The sequence below is a fragment of the Vibrio aquimaris genome, assembly GCF_009363415.1.
GTDB lineage: Bacteria > Pseudomonadota > Gammaproteobacteria > Enterobacterales > Vibrionaceae > Vibrio > Vibrio aquimaris.
This window is the reverse complement of record NZ_CP045350.1, coordinates 1,610,618-1,630,841: the sequence shown is the minus strand read 5'-3', so window position 1 is coordinate 1,630,841 and position 20,224 is coordinate 1,610,618. Positions and strand designations below refer to the sequence as shown.

The window sequence follows — 20,224 nt, the reverse complement described above, 5'->3', positions numbered from 1 at the left end:
CAAGTCAGTTGATACCAACGCTCCCTAAAATAACGTGCCGCGCCAAAAAGTGATAACAGGCCAGCTCGTTTTTATGTGACGGAGAAATAAGAAATTTGATATATTCTTAAATTTTTAGTGGGTTATGATAAATTGAGCGGAATGTCAGGCAGACAGAAAACGAGACTGCCTGTTATGAAGAATGTTAGCTTTTCCATGGAGATTAAAGTTAAGTGGAATTAATCAAATATCTAAATAATTACTTTTTTACAAAACAAGAGCTGCTTGATATTACAAAAATCACAGAACAAGACCTATTAAAATACCAAAATGATGGCGTAATGCCAAAATGCTCCTATAAATTAAGCCTAAACATAAAAAGTGATTCATTTTTTGGCTTACATCACGATGAGCAAGAAATAGAGTATTACGCAAAAGGCTACTCTTCATGGTTAGCTATAATTCAATCACTGAATTCAACTGAAGCTATTTATTCAGTATTTGCTAACCGTTATAAAATTGCTATCGAAAGTCTTAAAAAACAAGGATATTCTTCTACCAACTTTAAAGTCACCTCAGAGCTGAATGAACATATTAACGAACAGTGGAGCCATTTTTTAAATGGAACTTATGGTTTATGTACTAAATCGGGGTTACCTGAAGATATAGCTGCTAAAGAATTTTCAATTCTCGTAATCAATGAGTTATCAGAACACAATGAGTTGACTCCTGAGCAACTTAATAGGCTAAATCTAGCTGTTGACCTTTTAGATTCAGCTAGCTCATTATTTGCTCCACACGAGAGGCTTAAAAGCTCTCGTCACCGTTTGGTAAATGAAGTGCGCCGCAAATATCAATTAAAAACCTCATAAGGTTAATATAAAGGACGAAAAACGCTTAACGCTCTCACTTCAAGCCAGTTTAGTGTCTATGGCACAATGCTTTAGGTCGCAGCGCTGCTCACCTCTTAACAAGGCGCTATATATTTTCAGCAATTTAGGAGTAATTTCATGTCTTACGCAGAAACTAACTGCTTATGTGGCTGTGTAAAAATCACAGCAGAAAGCATCAACCCTAATTTTACAGTTTGTCATTGTCAGTCGTGCCGAACTTGGGGTGGGGCACCATTTTTCGCAGTTAAATGCGGAACACAAGTGAAAATCGAGGGTGAAAACAAAGTTAAAATGTACAAGTCATCTTCTTGGGCCTCCCGTGGTTTCTGTACAGAGTGTGGCACTCATTTGTTTTACAAGTTCAAAGAAACGGGAGAATACAACATGCCTGTAGGCTTATTTCCACAATTAGACAGTTTGAAAATGGACATGCAATACTTTAGCGACATGCGCCCAAGCTACTACTGCTTTGCCAATGAAACTAAGGAAATGACTACAGAAGAAATCATGGCTTACTTTGCAGATAAGACTTAAATAGGAAGAGTAGCCTTGTTAGGCCGGTGGGAAAACGAGGCGACTTGCTATTAAGAATGTTAGGCATATTAATTCATCAGGAGTAGAAGTGAAGTTTAGACAGGCTGCCTTCAAAGATATAGATATGATGGCTGAAATAAGGCTTTCAGTGGTTGAAAATGTTCTATCAGACCCAAGTAAAATCACACGGAAAATGTATGAGGACTATCTTGATAGACGAGGTAGAGGTTGGGTGTGTGAATTGGATAATAAGGTTATCGGGTTTTCATATGCTGATAGAGAGGTCAATTCTATTTGGGCGCTTTTTGTTTTACGTGAATATGAAGGTATTGGTGTAGGTAAGGGTTTGATTCAACTGGCTACTTGTTGGCTTTTTGATCTTGGAGCGAAAAAAGTTACTCTTGATACAGAAGCAAACACAAGAGCAGATATCTTTTATAAATCTCAAGGTTGGACTAGAGAGGGCATGAAAAATGAGCATGAAGTTACATACTCTTTATTGTGTGCTCATATGCCTAATAAGTGAATGAATCGAGATTAACCATAGTTTGTAATTCTTAATTGCAAACGACGCAATAAAATTGCTAAATTATGCTCACAAATTATTCAGACGTTATGCGTAGCCCATAAAATCAAGCAACTAGAAGGAGTTAATGTTTATGATTACTTGTCACGTCAGGTATGTAATTGACCCAAAGAAGGTCGATGAGTTCGAAGAATACGCCAGAATGTGGATTCCACTTGTTGAGAAGTTTGGTGGTCAACACAATGGCTACTTTCTGCCATCTGAAGGCGCAAACAATGTAGCTTTGGCTCTTTTTACGTTTGAAAGTTTGTCAGCTTATGAAGACTATCGTACTAAGTCTCAAAATGATCCTGAATGTATTAAAGCTTTCGAGTTTGCCGATAGAGTGGACTGTATTATCAGCTATGAGCGCAGCTTTTTTAGACCAGTGTTGATTTAAAGAAGCTACGCATAACAAAGCTGTCAATTAGACAACCAACACTTGGCAGTTTTGGTTCACAGTTCGCGTGAGTGTTTGTACCACAATGAGCTAAGTATGTAGTAGCGTTATCTGCCCATTAACGCGGCGTTACTTTTCAATACTTCAACTAATCCGTTATATTCTAATTTAGTAATGTGGATGATACATTTTTCGGTAGACATTATGATTAGCTCGCTACTGTAATTGAGTAGGGCAATAATAACTTAAGCAGTACGAAGCTCTCTAGATATTACTCGATGTGCACTGGTCATTCTATGTGTCATGATAATTCCGCTTAAATGGTCAATTTCATGTTGCAGCAATTCGGAATCTTGCGGAGATAGACTTTCAAGAAATTTAATATCTCCATCTATTGTTTGATATTTAACCGTAATATGTTTCCATCGTTCAACCTCAACTGCAATTTCCGGTAGACTCATACAATCATCCCAAACCAGTTGAGTTTCGGTACTATGCCAAATTATCTCAGGATTTATTAAAACACTTGGTAAATGCGGTGTATTGATTGCTACTATACACTTCATTATTCCTATTTGAGGCGCAGCGATAGAACGTCCCCACTTGTAATGTTGTTGGAAAAGAACAAGAGCTTCACGTAGATGATTAATATTCTGATTCAGCTCTGAATCAGGGAAATCAACAGCATGGGCAGTACTCTCTAGCCGAGGATCTCCAAATCTAAGTATTGATGCTAATGTTATTTCTGTTTCATGCATTTCTAAGAATCCTTTTTATGTCAATGGTGCCAATATTCGGGGTCACTCTCAAATATCGCTTTCAGTAATAATGACCAAGGGTAGTTGGTCGTCATCTAAATCGTTTATTAGTGCCGCCAATCCCGCAGCGCCCGACGGTGTTGTATTGATCGAGAATTGTTGAGCAACCATTGTGGCATTTAAGGCTTCTTGCTCAGTTATTGTTACAAAGCTATCTGCTTGATGAAATAAAATATCGAAAGCAATAAGAGATGGCGTTTTACAGTCTAGTCTTCCCATGATGGAAACAGCCCCTTCAACGCTACAGACTTTTCCTTGTTGTGCACTTTCAGATAAGCAAGGAGCAAGGTCAGGTTCAACAACGATAATTTTAGGTTGTACTCGCCAGTTACTACGTATCATTAAACAAATTGAAGCCGCTAAGCCTCCGACACCTGCCTGCAAATAAACGTGTGTAGGCCATGCATTCGTTCTCTCAAACTCTTCTCGTAGCTCTTCCGCTATTACTGTATACCCCTCCATCACTAGTTGAGGGATTTCTGTGTATCCACACCAAAACGTATCTGCTAAGTGAATGGCATCTGATTTTTTTGCATCATGGATTGCTGCTTCGATGCTTTCTTCATATGTTGCTCCTGAGCGAATAACTTCGGCTCCTTTATTAATCAGACGATTAGCAAATTCATCAGGAACGTTTTTAGAAAGATGAACACGAGATCGGGCACCGACAGTTTGTGCGCCATGTGTGACAGCAAGGCCATGGTTACCAGCGCTTGCACAGACAAATGTCATGTGCTTCGTTACACTCCGAACTTCCGGCTTAGAAAAATCGTCATAGGTAAGTACTTTTCCAACTTGCTTGGAAACGAGTTGTGTAACAGCATATGCCCCACCTAATACTTTAAAAGAACTTTCACCTAAGCGTTGCGTCTCATCCTTTATAAGTAAGCGCTGCCCCTTATAGGAGAACTCTCTCAATGGGGTAGCCTTATAGGTTAAGGATGATTCCAATAGCTTTTTAGGTCTTAGAAAATTTAGCATTTAACGTGAATTTGAATCAAATAATCAATAGTTAAATATTATTTGATGAAAGTGATATGAATTGGTCATAATTCAATATATTTTGATAAAAATAATCATTTATTAGCTAATCGTTGGTATTTTTTATGGTTTTAGACAGAGCAGATATGCATATCTTAGGTGCTATGCAAGAAAATGCGCGTATTGGACTTGAAGCTTTATCTGAAATAGCTTCTCTTTCTGTTGCATCTACACAGAGAAGATTAAAGCGTCTACGAGATGAAGGTGTCATTGTTAAAGACATATCAATCTTAAATCCCGATCAACTTGGGCAATCGATGAGCTTTGTTGTGATGGTTGAAATGGAAAGAGAAAGACCAGACCAAATTGATGCTTTTGCTAGAATTGCTCTGTCAGATCCTCAAGTACAGCAATGCTATTACATTACAGGCGAGGCAGATTTTTGTCTGATTTGTACGTCGAAAGACATGAAAGAGTTTGAATTACTAACTTATCGACTGTTCTTTAACAACAATAACGTGCGTCGTTTTAAAACATCTGTTGTGATGGGAAGAAAGAAAGTCGGGCTTAGCATTGATACAACGGTGAGATAGTACTTTGAACTAATTAAAAAATTAGGTATTTCTACAAAAACGTTGGCGTTGGGCAAGTCTACACCAGCCAAAACAATGTTAATATCAGTTATATCGGTAAATGATTCGTTACATTACATACTCAATGATGCGCAAGGTTACTGGTTTGACTCACATATTGCCGAGGGCAATGCTGCGTGGGGTTTCATCGAGAATTGGCACTCTACCGCTAATAAGCGTGAAGGAGCATCTTGGTTAGGTGTATCAATACGAGTTAAGTACTGAACACATAATAAAAATACCCAATTAAAACTCTTTTCTGTTCTTTTTACAGTATCATTTGGCGTTCCCTGATATAAAAGGGTATGATGAAGAACTTTGCTCTCTTTCACTGGTATAACAAGCAAAACGTGGTAATGAACACGAATAAAACGTTAGGTTTAAAAAACCATAAAGGAATATTACGATGATAATTGATCACATTGGATTTTCAGTATCTGACTTTGAAAAAAGTAATGAATTTTATTCTAAAGCTTTGGCCCCCTTGGGCATTGATAAAATAGTGGAGCTTGAAGATGCAAGTGGTTTCGGAAAGAATGGAAAAGCAGAATTTTGGCTTGGAAAAGGTAATCTACCACAACCTCCCTTACATGTTGCTTTTGCTGCTGACAATCGAAAACAGGTAGACCAGTTTTATGAAGCTGCCATGGCCTCTGGTGGAAAAGATAATGGCTCACCAGGTATAAGAGAACAATATCATCCCAATTATTATGGAGCATTTGTTATTGATCCAGATGGCCATAATATTGAAGCAGTATGTCACCGCGCAGAGTGATGCTTAACAATACGCACATTCGACCCGATTCTTTGGCTGTTTGATATTAAGTGGCTGATTAACGCTTTGACGCGAAAGAAGTAGAACCGTTTAACGCGGCACTTTCTACAAAATAATTCTTAGGGGTTTTGAGATGGTGAAGAGGGAGCTAGCACCACTTGTGACTCATGCTATAGAGTCACAAGTGCTAATCGCGACAGGTTAGGCGGCGACCTTATCGGCGATAAGCTCTGCCGTTTGAGCTAATACCCTGCAGCACTGTGCAAGCGCTTGTTTCTCATTGGTTGTTAGCTGCTCACCGTTCGATGGCACGGCTGATCTTTGCACGATTTCTACCCAGCGTTTTAGTTCATTTAAGTCGTTCATTGTAAACTCCCTTAAGGTGAAAGTTGTAGGATATTTCAGCACTGTAAACTAATCTGTTTATGGTGAAATTAATTTGGTATTTTTGTTTTTCTACTTTTCACGGCTAAATGAAAACTAGTTACATCAATAATCCTACCTGACGTTTTTGTGAATAATTTTAATTTTTGTTTTGCTTAACCAACGGGTGAATACTTTGACAAACTAAGGGCATTTTTAAAATAGAAAATTTCACAAAATAACTTTATGTCCAATAAATGCGACAACATATCGTGTATCAATAGCTATATGTATGATTTAATCTTTATAAAATTCATATTTTTCAATGTTTTATATAGAAAATGGACTTGTGAAATGTCTATGTTTTTCTTTACAGTATGGTCAACTAGAAGTATTCTTCTATCTACCAATATGTTACTTAATCGGTTTATGCTAATTTTGATATTTAAGTTGTCAATAATTTCTCTGTATTATAAATGCACCAATTTATCTCATGATGACTGATAAACGGGTTTATTTTTATGCATGAGTAGTTTGCGTATGTATTTTTAAGCGATATCAATATACCTTTATATTCTGACATTATGGCTTTTTAATTACCTAGTCAGTCTACTCGTCGCCAATGTAATGAGAACAACAAAACATCTCATTTAGGCATCCAACTCCAAGTCTATTGTTGGTACCATGGTCCATTATATAGTTTACTATGTCATAAGTTTGTATAAGTTGGAGTATGAGTATGTACGACATACCTATTTTGAGCATTAAGGATAAGGTGTCAGATGTTGAGTGGCAGACAAGAGTTGAACTAGCAGCAGCGTATCGTCTTTTCGTTATGCATGGTTGGGACGATCTCATTCATACACATATATCGGCTCGTATACCGGGAACAGAAGATTTACTGATTAATGCATTCGGTCTTTCGTTTGATGAGATCACTGCATCCAATCTAGTCAAAATTGATATTGAAGGTAATATTGTTGATCCTCATACGCCTTTTAACATTAATCCTGCGGGCTTTACAATTCATAGCGCAGTTCATGAAGCGAGGCCTGACGACCAATGTGCTCTTCATGTCCATACAGACGCGACGGTTGCGATTGCCAGTTTAAAAGAAGGGCTCCTTCCATTAAGCCAATACTCAATGTTCGCATTGGCTTCCATGAGTTATCATGATTACGAAGGACTAGCGGTCAACCATGAAGAAAAGCTGCGTTTACAGGATGATCTTGGAGATGCCAATTTTATGCTATTGCGCAATCATGGCGCGTTAACTATGGGTAAGACCATTGGCGATGCATTTATGCATATGTACGATCTGACAAGAGCCTGTCAAATCCAGTTGCAGATTCAGTCAACGGGCCAGAAGTATCATCTTGTCGACCAATCTATTGTTGATGGAATTAAGGCCCAAGCCAACGTAGTGCATTCTGGTTTAACTGGTGGTCAAAAGGCATGGCCAGCAATGATGAGAAGAGTAAAACAGCGTTACCCTGATTTTGATATTTAGTTGTTTAATTATTTATAGTTGAGTTTGTTTCAATGAAAATCACCGAAATAGAAATTTTTGATATTCACTGCCCTAAAAGACCACCTTGGAATCCCGTATTTGTTCGTATTCATACTGATGAAGGGACTTCAGGTGTAGGGGAAGCTGGCCTTGCTTACGATTGGGGACACAGTGCCGCTGCTGCCATGATCAAAGAAATCGCAGAAGCCGTGTTGATTGGCTTTGACCCTTTTAATACAGAGAAATTATGGTCAAGGATGCTCAGAGAGAGCTTTTGGGGGTTAGGTGGTGGGCCTGTTTTGTATGCAGCTATGAGCGCGATTGATACGGCATTGTGGGACATCAAAGGCAAGGCACTTGGTTTACCTGTATATCAGCTTCTCGGCGGTAAAACCAATGACAAGCTGCGCACTTATGCAAGCCAATTACAATTTGATTGGGATAAAGAATGTAATAAGCTCATTCAACCCACAGAGTACGCTGAAGCAGCGCTTAAAGCTGTAGCGGAAGGTTATGATGCGGTTAAAGTCGATCCTATTGTTTATGACCAAAATGGCGAATCATCTTTTGACCGGACTAAACTATTCACTCAACCACAGATGCGCCTCTTTGGTGACCGTTTGAGAGCGATTAGAGATGCAGTAGGCCCAGACGTCGACATCATTTTTGAATCTCATTCATTGATGGGTGCGGCATCTGCCATTCAAATGGGAGAGGTTGTCGAAGAAGTCGGTTGTATGATGTACGAAGAGCCTGTCAATTATCTAAACTCTGCCATTCATAAGAAAGTATCTGAAAGAGTTAATGTTCCAATCGCTGGGGGTGAGCGCTTGTATCATCGTTGGGATGTGAGGCCATATTTTGAAGATCAAAGTATCGATGTATTGCAACCTGATGTTGGGTTATGCGGTGGCTTTACTGAAGCTAAGAAAGTTTGCGATTATGCGGATGTCTATGATATCAGAATACAAGCTCATGTCTGTGGTGGGCCAGTTGCGACAGCTGCGTCGCTTCACTTGGAAACCGCAATCCCTAACTTTTTAATACATGAGCATCATACTTACGCGATTAAGGAGTGGAATCGAGAGCTTTGCATTCAAGATCCTCAGCCTAAAGATGGCTTTTTCCAAGCACCAGACACTCCCGGAATTGGAATTGAACTAAATGATGAGGTAATCAAGCGATCACCTCATGTTTCGGTAAAATAACGGCTTAGAATTTATACCATTGGCAGGCATTATCATACATTAATGCCTGCGTATTTTCCTTGGGTATACCTAAAACGCTTCCCCAATAAGCGTCATAACTCATTGAAAATAGGCACAAAGGAAAATTGCTTGCCAACATTACTCTATCATGGCCAAACGCTTCTAAGCACTCAGCAATAACTTGAGTGACCCAGTCCATACTATAGTCTCTGCTTTTCATTTCCCAGCCTGAACATTTCACTGCTACATTTGGATACTTCGCGACAGACTTAATGTTGTTTTGCCAGACTTTCCAGCTTGACTCATGAGGTAATGGTGGAAAACCAGCGTGGTTGATGATGACATTAAGGTGAGGTAAAGAGCTCATATGAGTTAACAAAGCATCGACAGATTCTGCATCACAGAATGGCATTTGCAAATCAAAGGATAAATCGTGCTGTGCTAATTGCTCAAGATTTTTAATGACCGAGGGGTTATTGAGCAAGTTAAGTGCTTCTTCATCAAAGATATGCCTTACTCCAACAACTGAAGAGTATTGTTTTAGCTTATTAATATCTTCTGTAAATAGCTCGGGGGAGCGAGTCAGATCAGCTGAAGCAACGGTTCTAAAAGACAAGCCCTTATTTGATTCTAACCATTCAACTTCTCGCCAAAAATGCTGGTTATCATACCCAGCTTCAATATGTACATAACCACAGAGTTCAAGCCCTTGACTAACTTGCAGGTCCTCTTGATTAAAGTTTTTAGCGATAAGAGGTTTATCAGACCAAAATGGCGGATTTGTCGGCTTGAGCCAGTGATAATCGCCTTTAGTCAGATCAAAAAAGTGTAGGTGAGGATCGATGAGTTTAAACATTGCTAAGTTTACCCTGTTGTGTAACCGCCATCGATTACTGGAGTGGTGCCTGTGATAAATGATGCATTATCGCTGGCAAGAAAAAGTGCATAGTGCGCAACCTCTTCAGGTTGTCCTAAACGTCCTAATGGTTGAAGCATTGCTTCACTCTTATGGACTTCGTCAATGTCACAACCAGAAGCATTACAGTAACGCTCGATAGCTTTGTGGTATAAAGGTGTTTCAATGGTTCCAGGGCACAAAGCGTTTGCTCGGATATTGTATTTGGCGTAATCCAAAGCAGTGGTTTTGGCGAGGGAAGCCAGTGCGGCTTTGCTCATGTTGTAAGCGAAAGAATTAGGTTTAGCCACGAGCGCTTGCTCTGATGCGATGATGATAATTGAGCCTGATTGTTGCTTTTTCATAGTCGGTAAAGCGGCTTGTATAGCTGAATAAACCCCTTTGACGTTAATATCAAATACTCGTTGAAAATCCTGCTCTGATGTGTTTTCTATATTAGCGGAAAAGTGCACACCGGCACTTGTTATCAAGACATCAATGGAACCGTTTTGAGCAATATCATTGATGTGATTTTGTACAGTTTCATGATTGGTGATATCACAAGGGAGGTGAGTACCTTCATCACTATGGTTGATATCCAAATTATAAACTTTGTAGCCGTTATCAACAAAAAGAGTCGCAATAGCTCGGCCAATTCCTGAGCTGCCACCTGTGATCACACACGTTCTTTTCATCTGCATTTCTCCGTTTGAAAACCACGACTTGAGCACATGGTTTTTAATTGTAATTTGTCAATATTGGTGAGTATGGGCCGATACAGGCACAGGACGACAACGGAAATAGCGTTGTTAAATACTTCATCACTATTGACAATTCTATCATATCCTTTTGATAGTCCAATGATTAACTGAGTTAAAAACGGGTGTTCCTAAACTTGTTGAACCAGAGTTTATCGATTGTACAAAAGTTTTATTTAACCTCTGTGAATAAATACTTACATCAACGATTAAAGTATCCTAATTTCAATAAATTGCAGTCAATTTTGAGTTAAGTTTATTAGAGCTTTGTTAATCATAGAAGCAGTTAACAAGAATTTTACATCATTTCTAATGCATGTCTCAGTAACCATTAACTTGGCTGACAAAGAGGAAAACATGAGACATCGTCGAACCTTATTGGATGAAGGTTTATAGTTTTCTGCACCTGTTATCTTTCGGTTCAATATATATGGAAGTTCAGTGTTCTTGAGGCCAAATGGCAGTTGCAAAGACTGGTTGAGTTGCTCTTTTTTTGATATCAGTTAAGTGGTAAATAGTCAGCTATAGTGTTCAAGAGACGAAGCAAATAAGTGTTTTACCAAAGTGGAGCGGTGCAATGGGTGAGTTATTTATTATAGGAATTGATCTGTTTTCAGGGCTATTTACTCTCGTCGTTGGTGGCGGAGCGATTGCTATTATTTACATGTATATTGTAGATAAGCGCCAACATACCCACGCAATAAGACATAACTATCCGGTGATTGGTCGTTTTAGGTATTTGTTTGAAAAACAGGGCGAGTTTTTTAGGCAGTACTTTTTTGCGATGGACCGAGAAGAGATGCCTTTTAATCGAGCCGAGCGAAGCTGGGTTTATAAAGCCGCTAAAAATGTAGATCGAACAATCGCTTTTGGCTCGACACGTAATTTGGATGCGACAGGCACGATTATGTTCATGAACTGTGCCTTTCCTACTCTTGAAGAAGATGCGGTGTCTCCCGCTCCCATAACCATTGGTCCCAACTGTCGAAGCCCTTATGTCACTTCCTCAATCTTTAACATCTCAGCGATGAGTTTCGGAGCACTCTCAAAACCTGCCGTTAGGGCTTTATCAAAAGGCGCTAAGATGGCTGGATGTTGGCTAAATACAGGTGAAGGGGGGCTAAGTTCTTACCATTTGGAAGGAGGATGTGACCTTGTTTTCCAAATAGGGACAGCGAAATATGGTGTTCGAGATAGTTTGGGTAATCTATCCGATGAAAAGCTGATTGAAATAGCGTCACATGACAGCGTTAAAATGTTTGAAATTAAGATGAGTCAGGGAGCAAAACCAGGTAAGGGAGGGATTTTGCCCGGTCGAAAAGTGACGGCTGAAATTGCAAAAATCAGAGGGATACCTGAGGGGCAAGATTCAATAAGCCCAAATGGGCACCCTGATGTTCGTAGTGTTAGTGATTTACTCGATATGATCAGTCGGGTTCGAAATGTGACGGGAAAGCCAGTTGGTTTTAAATCTGTATTGGGTTCACAAGCATGGATTTATGATTTGTTCAATGAGATCGATAAGCGAGGTCATGATAGCGCTCCTGATTTTATCACTATCGATAGTGCTGATGGCGGCACAGGTGCTGCCCCACAACCACTTATGGACTATGTTGGATTACCTCTAAAAGAAAGTTTACCTATTGTGGTCAGCATTCTTCATGAGTATGGACTGAGCTCTCGCGTAAAAGTGATTGCGTCTGGCAAACTTATCACACCTTCCAAGGTTGCTTGGGCGTTGGCAATGGGTGCTGATTTTGTTGTGTCAGCACGAGGGCACATGCTTGCGCTTGGTTGCATCCAAGCTTTGCAATGTAACAAAGACACCTGTCCAACAGGTATTACTACACATGACAAACGTCTTCAACAAGGACTTAATGTTGAGGATAAGATGACTCGCGTTGCTAACTATAACAAATACATCCATTATGGAATCGGGTTGATTGCACACTCATGTGGATTAAGCAATGCAGGGGGCTTAAAGCGTGAGCATATAAGAATAGTAAAAGAAGATGGCTTGTCCGTTGCTTTAGATGAACTCTACCGACATCATAAATAAGTTTTATTCTACATTTCCATAATTATCTTATATCGAGGCTTTAAAATAACCATATTAATAGTGCGCTAAATACATAAGCTTTATTTTGTTGAATATGTTCAGGTTTTAGATATGTGCATTGTTTGTTATTGGCTTTGTGACATAATCCAATCCCAATTCTATTCTGCGTTACAAATTGCACAGTTTTAGGATGAATCAACGGTATTCAAACCAATCAAGGAGTATGTTTTGTTTTGTGTTGAAGAGAAGGATTTCTGTGCACGAAATATTGAAGTCCATAGTGGTCTCGGTAAGCATTCACGCATGATTTGTGATGTGGTAAAGCCTGAAAATGACCTGCAACTTAAACAGTTTATTAAGCAAGCATTTATTAATAAACAGCCATTTTATCCCATAAGTAAAGGAAATAATTGGGGTTATGGGTACAACGCACCGGCAAAAAATGGGTGTGTTTTACTCGACCTTAGTAAGATGAATCGTATCCTAAGTTTTGATGAAGATCTTGGGGTCGTAGAAATTGAACCTGGTGTCACGCAGGGCCAATTATCTGAGTATCTTAAGCATACTAATTGGATTTTAGACTGCACAGGGGCAGGACCTGATACCAGTATTGTTGGTAATGTATTAGAGCGAGGTTTTGGTCATGGACCTGTGGGTAATCGCAGTCGACATTTTACTATCAGCGAACTTATCTTGCCGAGCGGTGAGGTCTTAGAACTCAGCCGCAGTGTACGTTACAACGGTAGAGCTGGTCTATCAGCTAACCTACATGAGCTGTTTACGCAAAACAATCTAGCTGTAGTCAGTAAGATGAAGTTTGAATTAATGCTAAAACCTGAAGCAAGCTTACGCTGCTTAGTTCGTTTGACGTCTTCGAAAGACTTACCTAAATACATCGAGATAATGCGTCAGCTTAAAGCGGAAGGGAGTATAGATGGCTTACCTCATTTAGGGAATCACTATCGTATGTTGACAATGATGGAACGTTTTAATTTTGATAAATGGAATCCATCTAAAGGCATTAGTGAAGACGACATTGCCCCACTTTGTAAAAAGCATGGTATCCCCCCTTGGTCCGGAGCCTTTCTCATTGCTGGCACCAAAAGAGTCGCGAAAGAAAAAGCCAAGCGAGTAAAAAAATTATTAAAACCTATTGCACGGGTCAACGTTATTAGTTTCGATACACTTCGACAAGTTAATTCTTTAGCGAATATAACGGGAAGACTATTGGGGAATGTTGCTTTCTACCAACGTTTATCGAATAGCCTTAATGACTTTACACAAATGATGGATATGTTTGAGGGAAATCCTAAAGATCTCGCCCTGAAAGGTTGTTATTGGCGATATACCGGAAAGATCCCAAAATCTATGGATCCAGTCCGTGATGGCGCTGGTTTTTTTTGGATTGCGCCATCTATCCCTATGGTTGGTGAAGAAGTTGAAAAATGTATGCGCCTGTCAAAGCAAGCCTTTGATAAAGCGGGTTTTGAACTTGGAGTCACCATCACTGCTGTAAGCGCTCATATGTGTCAGGCAATAATCAGCATTTATTACGACGCGACTAATCCAAACGAAATAGAAAAGGCGACTGAGCTAAGACAAAAATTGAACGATCTCTATCGACGTTATCAATGGCCTTGTTACCGTCGAGCGGTCGATGAGATGCCTTTTACTAGTGATCAGGAGCTGGAACTTGATGCTTTAATTATTCGCAATAAAATTAAAGTCGCTTTAGACCCTAATAATATTGTTGCACCAGGACGTTACCAAATGGGCGAGGCCATATAAGATGAATAAAAAACTCAAATCCATTAAAACGGATTCAGAATATGGCGAGTTTGCATTGAATTACAAAGCAATATCTGGAAATACAATCACTATTGAAGAGCTTCGTCGGCGAACATATGTTGAGGCGCTTTATGACCAAGATGGTAAGATGTGGGCCGGATATACTGTCAATTGTGAACACCCATTAGTCTATATTTCAGACCTTCCGCAAGAAATGGAGCAACATACTCTGTGTCATTCTGCCAATGAAGTGGTGGAAGGGGGGAGTATCTGGGTAAAAAATGAGTTATCTGATTTTGATCGAGGTTACGTATTTCTAATTGCTAGCTGGAAAGCATTCACAACCAGAAAGCGTTACTACATGGCCGGAGCTCGAAACTCGAAGATAGCCAAGCGGCAGAAGTTTGTTTTTCCCAACGTATTGTTTGAAGGAAAGACAGATAAATTTGACTATTTGTGCGTTCTGTATTGTAGAAGAGAATATATATTTGTTCAGATAGTGCTGATTTTGTTGAGGTACTGGGTAATTCAACCAATAAAGCGACGAATAAATGGGGTGAAAGATATCGCTATGAGTGTCGCCTCTAAGTTTTAGTGTTATAAGCCGTATCAGAATCTCCCAATTCTGACTGGGAGATTCTACACATATACTTATAGAGGGTTATCAATTCGCGACCAGAAACAACGTTTATTATTACTTCGTTTGTCAGTCATCCATGTATAACGACAATTGTTGTCATAGCTATATCTTCCTACGTCAACCTGGTAAGGGCCAAGAGATAAATTTTGTAGTGACTGAAAGCGGCCATTGAATAGGACCGAGAAATGCAGGTGTGGCCCTGTCGATGAGCCCCCCTGACAAAGGGCAATATTCTTTTGGCTTGCGTAGGTACCTATTCTGTCATTCTTGCTAACCCAAGCTCCGTGTTGGATATCGATCCCATCCATATGATAGTAATTGGTCGCCCATCCATCAGGGTGTGTCACTCTTAGCTGGCACCGTGAAAATATTGACACATAACCTTCATGGGCAGCTGTAACACTGTAAGTCTGTCCTCCCCAACGTGGCCAATCATAAGAAACATCGATAGATGACAATGGAAATCCTGAACCAGTATGTGAATGAGGTCCGTTAGGGACCCAATTATAACCTGCTCTCCATGGCCATTGCATCTCAGGTTGAGCTGATTTTGTCCTACTCTGGTCAGAGCTAGGCTCACCAAACCACTCTTTATAAAAACTGACCCATTGTGGCCATAAAGCGCTAGATTTGAGCGAAGATGAAAGCGCAAAGCTTATTGCTTGATCATCAGATAAACTTTGATTGATGGACTGATAAAAAACCTGTGAAAGGTAATTTGTTATCTGTTTAATATCAAGCTTATATCGTGATAACTCAGGATCACTTGGATTAGACTTGGGGTTCCAACCTGAAGTTATTGCTAGGGTGGTTAAGACAACTCTTGGGTCTATACCCATAGCACCGCTCCAATGTAGCAGGTCTTCCTCAAGAAGATGCCACTCATTGTATTCTGAAAAGTACATTTGCATATTGAAAGGGTGCTCAATCGGTCTAAAAACGAAGTTATTTTCAGAGATAAAGGTTTGGCTATTGAGTGACCCTACCTTTGCTTTATCAATTTTTCCTATATCAATAGGGGGCATAAGCGAATGCGCAACGCTATTTACACTCCAAAATAGGGCGAATGTGAGTAGTATCGTTTTCATTGTTCTCTCCAGTCAACTGTATTGGGCAAGTCCTTACGACCACCTTCTATGTTGACAGCAGATTTACACCACAGAACTGCTTCTACTGTTATCTACTTAGTTCGTATGACCTGCAACTATACCGCAATAGGTGCGGCGCCTAATTATCTAATGAAAGTAATATATCTTTATCGATTAGCGCTAGTATTTAAACTGTGCAACAATCTTTTCGAGTTTATGGCTAACACTAGACACTTGTTCACTACAGTGTACTGACCCCGACACAATATGGTGGGTATCACTAGCAAGATGCGCTATCTCGGTAATATTGCGGTCAATTTCAGCTGATACCATAGATTGCTGTTCTGAAGCTGTCGCAATTTGGGTGTTCATATCTGACATAGTATTGATACGAATAACCATGTCTTCTATGGCCTTCACAACATCACTAGCCGTTTCTTTTGTATGGCATGCTAAATCTATACTTGATGACATTTTTGTCGCTGTATCTTGTATACCTGACGCTAATTCTTGGATGGTTGATTCTATTTGATGAGTTGAATTGTTTGTCATTAGAGAAAGCTGCCTAACCTCATCGGCCACCACAGAAAACCCTCGACCATATTCGCCTGCACGCGCGGCCTCTATTGCCGCATTTAGTGCAAGAAGATTTGTTTGTTCGGCAATGTTTTGAATGGCGGTAATGACTTGGTTAATTTCTTTACTTTGCTCTGCTAGGTTTACTATTAAAGCCTGAGATTCTGAAATATTTGACGATAATGATTGCATACTTTTGCTGGTAGCAAGCGTAATTTCTAATGCTCCTTGTGCATCTTGCTTGATAGTTTCTGCGCTATTTGCGGCACACTCTATGTTGGCAGTGATTTCATTGCTTGTCATGACTAATTCATTAACGGCAGTAGCAACAGACTCAGATTGAATTTTTTGTTGTTCAGCGTTGTTCATGCTCTTAACAGCGCTCGTTTTTGAATTCTCAGAACTTTCTCCCAAGATGCTCATAACTTTAGCCACATCTTGAATATTTCCGTGCAACTTAGAAATAAATATATCAAAAGAACTGGCCAATTGAGCGAGTTCATCATTCCCTTTGGCATTCATCCGTACGGTGAGATCGCCATTTCCACTGGCGATTTCTTTCATTAAGATATTAATGGCATTAATGCGACTGAGAATGCTACGTCCGATAAAAAAAAGTAGTATAGATAGTATCGCTACTATAGCGCTGCCAAACACTAAAAGCTGAGTCCGTATTTGCTCAGATTTTAATTTAATTGCGTGACTTATTTCAGTTTGAAGTGACTTAATACTATTTTCAGCATTATGTACATTTTTTCGCAGTTGTGCTTTCAAACCTTCATCTGCGGAGTGACCTAGTTCTGTAGAGGCTGAGACTAATGCCTCTACATCTTGTTTATATTGATCGAACTCTGGTTTCAATGACGATGGAACATGTTCGCTAATGGCAAAGTTAGATACTGCTTTCAGTAGGTTATTACTACTCTCTGCAGTAGAGTCAGCGAGGTATCGATAATCTTTCTCTATCAGCTCCAGAAGCTCAACTTCTAAATAAAAGCTGTCATAACTAGATGCCGCGCTTTTTAATTTTTTCCTCGAATTTTCTAAGCGAGACCTATGGTTGTCCGAAGTTTCTATGCCCTCAATACTGTTTACTTTATCCACGAGTAAGTGAAACTGTTGTTGATACCTATCTAAGGTTTCAATGATATTTGTGGTTTGCTTCTCTAGATGAAGGTTATGTAATTTCAATAAGCTATTTAGGTCAACTAGCCTTTGGGAGAGTGTATTAAATACGTCATCGAATCGTTTAGGGTACTTGTTCTCTTTTCTCACTAGGAAGTCTTTTTCATGACGTCGTAACGTTAACAAATCTACAGAAGCTTGTAAGTTTTCTGTTGCTGCATGTTCTAGAGACTCAAAGCTTGAAAAACTCGCGTGTTCATAAAATGCATATAAGCCAACACAGGTTAACAAGGTGAGATTAATCAGAAGTAACTTACCGCGAATTGATATTGCAAAAGAAAATGGCTTCTTATTCGACCTAGACCTTTCCATTCGAGCTCTCCGTAGCCTCTGACATGTAAATATATGCAGCTATTTTTATATTTGACGTGAACACTAAAGGAATAGCATCAAATGAGAACATTGCAAGCTATGCTCGAAAGACGATTCGAGCTAAGTAAACGTGAATTGAGAAACGCATAAATGGTACCAGTCTCTGGTGTAGGTTCACAGAAATACAACCTAAATGGGAGATTTAGACTATGGTCTAAGCCCTCTGTATTATGAAGTTAAAGCTCAAGTGATAAGCTAAAGAATAGTTAAACACAGAGGATCTCCGGATGAATTTTCCCTATACAAATATCGTGATACTAACCGGGGCTGGAATCTCAGCAGAATCTGGGATTCAAACTTTCAGAGCTCAGGATGGCTTGTGGGAAGATCATCGCATTGAGGACGTTGCAACGCCTGAAGGGTTTGAGCGCGATCCAGAATTGGTGCAGAAGTTTTATAACCAAAGGCGTGCAAAGCTACAAGAAGATTGGGTTAAACCTAACCCCGCTCATCTAGCTCTTGGGCGTTTAGAAAAAGAGTTAAAGGGCAGAGTAACAATCATTACGCAAAATATTGACAATCTTCACGAAAGAGCAGGAAATAAAAACATCATCCATATGCATGGTGAACTCTTAAAAGCAAGATGCAGTGGGTCGAATCAGACAGTTGAGGAAAAAGGGGACATTCATACTGGTGATTTATGTCATTGTTGTCAGTTTCCAGTTCAGCTCCGCCCACATATCGTTTGGTTTGGAGAAATGCCATTGAGAATGGCCGAGATATATGAGTCTCTAGAAAATGCAGATTTATTCATATCAATAGGTACTTCAGGGGTGGTTTATCCAGCGGCTGGCTTTGTTCATGAAGCAAGGGCAAACGGGGCCTATACGATGGAATTAAATCTAGAGCCAAGCGCTGTTGAAAGTGAGTTTGAAGAAAAACGTTATGGTAAGGCGAGTATAGAGGTGCCAAAGTTAGTTAATGAATTATTGGAAGCTGATGAGTTTTAGGGGCTGTTAGGAGCAGTGAGTAAAAAAGCGGCAGTAGCCGCTTTTTTAATTGAGTCATCAAACCGGACTATTAGTTGCTTACTTTTAGTTTTTGGAAGTACTCGTCATAAATTACACTTGCTTCGCCGACATCATCTGTCCAAGTACCACTTTCCATAGCGGCTTTTGGTGGATAAATATTCGGATCATTAGCAAATTTCTTCGGCAATAATTTATTCGCAGCAGCCACTGGTGTTGGGTAACCAATCTCTAGCGCAATTTTTGCTGCATTTTCTGGGCGAATAAGGAAGTTTATCATCTTATGCGCAGCTTCAATATTTTTAGCGCCTGATGGGATAGATAGGCTATCCATCCATAAAACAGGCCCATTTTCTGGCCAAATAATATCAATAGGTGCGCCTTCTTGGCGTGCCATATATGCAGAACCATTCCAAAGCATACCAAGAGACACTTCTCCTGCTAGGTATGGGTTTGCAGGAAAGTCAGAGTTAAATACCAGTACGTTTGGCATGAGCTTTTTCAACTCCTGATAAGCTGCTTTAATTTCATCAGGGTTGGTTGAGTTTGGTGAGTAGCCTAGTTTAGCTAATGCCATATGGAATACTTCTCTAGAGTCATCCATGAGCATCAGTTGGCCTTCCCATTTGCTGTCCCACAAATCATCCCATTTCGTGATAGAAGATTTGTCGAGCATGTCTGAATTGATGGCAATACCTGTCGCGCCCCAAATATAAGGGATAGAGTAACTGTTGTCTGGGTCGAAAGGCTTATTTAAAAAGTTGCTATCAAGACCAACATAGTTGGAAAGCTTCTTATGATCGATTTTCTGCAACATGCCTTCTTTACGCATTTTGGAAACAAAATAAGTAGAAGGAACGACCAGATCATAGCCAGAGCCTTGGGTCTTGAGTTTGGCATACATGCTTTCATTTGACTCATAAGTTGAGTAGATGACTTTGATGCCTGTTTCTTTGGTAAAGTCCGTTAATACTTCGCTAGGAATGTACTCAGACCAATTGTAAAAGTATAGCTCTTGATCTGCAGCCATTGCTGGAGATGCGATTAAAGACGCGGCGCATAAAGCGCTAGAGAAAAATTTATTTTTCATTGTTATAAGTTTTGCCTTTGAGTAATTTGCCAATGAGGCGTTTATAAAAATTAAGCCTTAATTATGAGATGATTGTACAATCATCTCGGCTAGGGATTATATCAATCAAATCACTGAATAGGCACAATATGAATCTAAATTATGAGA

At 39.7% G+C, this 20,224-nt stretch carries 21 protein-coding genes; 13 read left to right on the top strand and 8 right to left on the bottom strand.

Annotation, left to right across the window (positions count from 1 at the left end; translation table 11 throughout):
* The first annotated feature begins 212 nt into the window (after positions 1 to 212).
* The 4 genes from FIV01_RS07595 to FIV01_RS07580 all read left to right on the top strand — a co-directional run bounded on the left by FIV01_RS07595 (position 213) and on the right by FIV01_RS07580 (position 2,371).
* On the top strand, positions 213 to 851 hold the full coding sequence (locus FIV01_RS07595) for a DUF6058 family natural product biosynthesis protein (RefSeq protein WP_152430458.1): 639 nt from the start codon (positions 213 to 215) through the stop codon (positions 849 to 851).
* Between the two features lie 138 nt (positions 852 to 989).
* The gene (locus tag FIV01_RS07590) at positions 990 to 1,406 is read left to right on the top strand and encodes a GFA family protein (RefSeq protein ID WP_152430457.1); all 417 of its coding nucleotides are present in this window, start codon (positions 990 to 992) and stop codon (positions 1,404 to 1,406) included.
* 88 nt (positions 1,407 to 1,494) lie between these two features.
* On the top strand, positions 1,495 to 1,932 hold the full coding sequence (locus FIV01_RS07585; RefSeq protein ID WP_216649446.1) for a GNAT family N-acetyltransferase: 438 nt from the start codon (positions 1,495 to 1,497) through the stop codon (positions 1,930 to 1,932).
* 133 nt (positions 1,933 to 2,065) lie between these two features.
* A complete protein-coding gene (locus tag FIV01_RS07580) occupies positions 2,066 to 2,371 on the top strand; it encodes an NIPSNAP family protein (protein WP_152430456.1) in 306 nt (101 codons plus the stop codon).
* 245 nt (positions 2,372 to 2,616) lie between these two features.
* On the opposite strand, the gene FIV01_RS07575 is transcribed toward FIV01_RS07580, so the two are convergent.
* Together FIV01_RS07575 and FIV01_RS07570 are read right to left on the bottom strand one after the other, a co-directional pair.
* Positions 2,617 to 3,129 carry a peptide deformylase gene (locus tag FIV01_RS07575; RefSeq protein WP_152430455.1) on the bottom strand — a complete coding sequence of 171 codons (513 nt, stop codon included), beginning with the start codon at positions 3,127 to 3,129 and terminating at the stop codon, positions 2,617 to 2,619.
* A gap of 48 nt (positions 3,130 to 3,177) precedes the next feature.
* A complete protein-coding gene (locus tag FIV01_RS07570) occupies positions 3,178 to 4,170 on the bottom strand; it encodes a pyridoxal-phosphate dependent enzyme (RefSeq protein WP_152430454.1) in 993 nt (330 codons plus the stop codon).
* A gap of 125 nt (positions 4,171 to 4,295) precedes the next feature.
* Between FIV01_RS07570 and FIV01_RS07565 the strand changes: the two genes are divergently transcribed.
* From FIV01_RS07565 to FIV01_RS07555, 3 genes are all read left to right on the top strand, one after another.
* A complete protein-coding gene (locus FIV01_RS07565) occupies positions 4,296 to 4,763 on the top strand; it encodes an Lrp/AsnC family transcriptional regulator (protein ID WP_152430453.1) in 468 nt (155 codons plus the stop codon).
* A gap of 75 nt (positions 4,764 to 4,838) precedes the next feature.
* Entirely contained in the window at positions 4,839 to 5,027 is a 189-nt protein-coding gene (locus FIV01_RS07560) for a hypothetical protein (protein WP_246210372.1), read from the top strand.
* 181 nt (positions 5,028 to 5,208) lie between these two features.
* Positions 5,209 to 5,577 carry a VOC family protein gene (locus tag FIV01_RS07555; protein ID WP_152430452.1) on the top strand — a complete coding sequence of 123 codons (369 nt, stop codon included), beginning with the start codon at positions 5,209 to 5,211 and terminating at the stop codon, positions 5,575 to 5,577.
* Positions 5,578 to 5,778: 201 nt separating this feature from the next.
* On the opposite strand, the gene FIV01_RS20595 is transcribed toward FIV01_RS07555, so the two are convergent.
* Complete coding sequence (locus tag FIV01_RS20595; protein ID WP_172971822.1) at positions 5,779 to 5,943, bottom strand: hypothetical protein; 165 nt, start codon at positions 5,941 to 5,943, stop codon at positions 5,779 to 5,781.
* Positions 5,944 to 6,679: 736 nt separating this feature from the next.
* Here FIV01_RS20595 and FIV01_RS07550 point away from each other — a divergent pair.
* Positions 6,680 to 7,450 (top strand): class II aldolase/adducin family protein, encoded by a 771-nt coding sequence (locus tag FIV01_RS07550; protein ID WP_152430451.1) that lies wholly within the window; start codon positions 6,680 to 6,682, stop codon positions 7,448 to 7,450.
* Positions 7,451 to 7,482: 32 nt separating this feature from the next.
* Positions 7,483 to 8,658: a mandelate racemase/muconate lactonizing enzyme family protein gene (locus FIV01_RS07545; RefSeq protein ID WP_152430450.1), complete on the top strand. Its 1,176-nt coding sequence runs from the start codon at positions 7,483 to 7,485 to the stop codon at positions 8,656 to 8,658.
* Between the two features lie 4 nt (positions 8,659 to 8,662).
* Here the strand turns inward: FIV01_RS07545 and FIV01_RS07540 are convergent, their stop codons facing one another.
* Together FIV01_RS07540 and FIV01_RS07535 are read right to left on the bottom strand one after the other, a co-directional pair.
* Complete coding sequence (locus FIV01_RS07540) at positions 8,663 to 9,514, bottom strand: amidohydrolase family protein (RefSeq protein WP_152430449.1); 852 nt, start codon at positions 9,512 to 9,514, stop codon at positions 8,663 to 8,665.
* A gap of 8 nt (positions 9,515 to 9,522) precedes the next feature.
* On the bottom strand, positions 9,523 to 10,248 hold the full coding sequence (locus FIV01_RS07535) for an SDR family NAD(P)-dependent oxidoreductase (RefSeq protein WP_152430448.1): 726 nt from the start codon (positions 10,246 to 10,248) through the stop codon (positions 9,523 to 9,525).
* Positions 10,249 to 10,888: 640 nt separating this feature from the next.
* Between FIV01_RS07535 and FIV01_RS07530 the strand changes: the two genes are divergently transcribed.
* The 3 genes from FIV01_RS07530 to FIV01_RS07520 all read left to right on the top strand — a co-directional run bounded on the left by FIV01_RS07530 (position 10,889) and on the right by FIV01_RS07520 (position 14,753).
* Positions 10,889 to 12,370: an FMN-binding glutamate synthase family protein gene (locus FIV01_RS07530; protein ID WP_152430447.1), complete on the top strand. Its 1,482-nt coding sequence runs from the start codon at positions 10,889 to 10,891 to the stop codon at positions 12,368 to 12,370.
* 228 nt (positions 12,371 to 12,598) lie between these two features.
* On the top strand, positions 12,599 to 14,158 hold the full coding sequence (locus FIV01_RS07525; protein ID WP_246210371.1) for an FAD-binding oxidoreductase: 1,560 nt from the start codon (positions 12,599 to 12,601) through the stop codon (positions 14,156 to 14,158).
* Between the two features lies 1 nt (position 14,159).
* On the top strand, positions 14,160 to 14,753 hold the full coding sequence (locus FIV01_RS07520; RefSeq protein WP_152430446.1) for a hypothetical protein: 594 nt from the start codon (positions 14,160 to 14,162) through the stop codon (positions 14,751 to 14,753).
* 56 nt (positions 14,754 to 14,809) lie between these two features.
* On the opposite strand, the gene FIV01_RS07515 is transcribed toward FIV01_RS07520, so the two are convergent.
* Positions 14,810 to 15,886, bottom strand: coding sequence for a M23 family metallopeptidase (locus FIV01_RS07515; protein WP_152430445.1), 1,077 nt, complete (start codon positions 15,884 to 15,886; stop codon positions 14,810 to 14,812).
* A 180-nt stretch (positions 15,887 to 16,066) separates the two neighbouring features.
* Positions 16,067 to 17,959, bottom strand: a complete 1,893-nt coding sequence (locus FIV01_RS07510; RefSeq protein WP_152430444.1) for a methyl-accepting chemotaxis protein — start codon at positions 17,957 to 17,959, stop codon at positions 16,067 to 16,069.
* 287 nt (positions 17,960 to 18,246) lie between these two features.
* Between FIV01_RS07510 and cobB the strand changes: the two genes are divergently transcribed.
* A complete protein-coding gene (gene cobB / locus FIV01_RS07505) occupies positions 18,247 to 18,969 on the top strand; it encodes a Sir2 family NAD+-dependent deacetylase (protein ID WP_152430443.1) in 723 nt (240 codons plus the stop codon).
* A 70-nt stretch (positions 18,970 to 19,039) separates the two neighbouring features.
* On the opposite strand, the gene FIV01_RS07500 is transcribed toward cobB, so the two are convergent.
* Complete coding sequence (locus tag FIV01_RS07500; RefSeq protein WP_114785663.1) at positions 19,040 to 20,077, bottom strand: extracellular solute-binding protein; 1,038 nt, start codon at positions 20,075 to 20,077, stop codon at positions 19,040 to 19,042.
* Between the last annotated feature and the right edge of the window lie 147 nt (positions 20,078 to 20,224).

Coding starts and splice junctions, on each gene's coding strand:
- FIV01_RS07530 (WP_152430447.1), top strand. CDS start 10,889: ATGGGTGAGTTATTTATTATAGGAATTGATCTGTTTTCAGGGCTATTT.
- FIV01_RS07590 (WP_152430457.1), top strand. CDS start 990: ATGTCTTACGCAGAAACTAACTGCTTATGTGGCTGTGTAAAAATCACA.
- FIV01_RS20595 (WP_172971822.1), bottom strand. CDS start 5,943: ATGAACGACTTAAATGAACTAAAACGCTGGGTAGAAATCGTGCAAAGA.
- FIV01_RS07580 (WP_152430456.1), top strand. CDS start 2,066: ATGATTACTTGTCACGTCAGGTATGTAATTGACCCAAAGAAGGTCGAT.
- FIV01_RS07545 (WP_152430450.1), top strand. CDS start 7,483: ATGAAAATCACCGAAATAGAAATTTTTGATATTCACTGCCCTAAAAGA.
- FIV01_RS07515 (WP_152430445.1), bottom strand. CDS start 15,886: ATGAAAACGATACTACTCACATTCGCCCTATTTTGGAGTGTAAATAGC.
- FIV01_RS07560 (WP_246210372.1), top strand. CDS start 4,839: ATGTTAATATCAGTTATATCGGTAAATGATTCGTTACATTACATACTC.
- FIV01_RS07500 (WP_114785663.1), bottom strand. CDS start 20,077: ATGAAAAATAAATTTTTCTCTAGCGCTTTATGCGCCGCGTCTTTAATC.
- FIV01_RS07550 (WP_152430451.1), top strand. CDS start 6,680: ATGTACGACATACCTATTTTGAGCATTAAGGATAAGGTGTCAGATGTT.
- FIV01_RS07510 (WP_152430444.1), bottom strand. CDS start 17,959: ATGGAAAGGTCTAGGTCGAATAAGAAGCCATTTTCTTTTGCAATATCA.
- FIV01_RS07565 (WP_152430453.1), top strand. CDS start 4,296: ATGGTTTTAGACAGAGCAGATATGCATATCTTAGGTGCTATGCAAGAA.
- FIV01_RS07575 (WP_152430455.1), bottom strand. CDS start 3,129: ATGCATGAAACAGAAATAACATTAGCATCAATACTTAGATTTGGAGAT.
- FIV01_RS07570 (WP_152430454.1), bottom strand. CDS start 4,170: ATGCTAAATTTTCTAAGACCTAAAAAGCTATTGGAATCATCCTTAACC.
- cobB (WP_152430443.1), top strand. CDS start 18,247: ATGAATTTTCCCTATACAAATATCGTGATACTAACCGGGGCTGGAATC.
- FIV01_RS07540 (WP_152430449.1), bottom strand. CDS start 9,514: ATGTTTAAACTCATCGATCCTCACCTACACTTTTTTGATCTGACTAAA.
- FIV01_RS07535 (WP_152430448.1), bottom strand. CDS start 10,248: ATGAAAAGAACGTGTGTGATCACAGGTGGCAGCTCAGGAATTGGCCGA.
- FIV01_RS07555 (WP_152430452.1), top strand. CDS start 5,209: ATGATAATTGATCACATTGGATTTTCAGTATCTGACTTTGAAAAAAGT.
- FIV01_RS07520 (WP_152430446.1), top strand. CDS start 14,160: ATGAATAAAAAACTCAAATCCATTAAAACGGATTCAGAATATGGCGAG.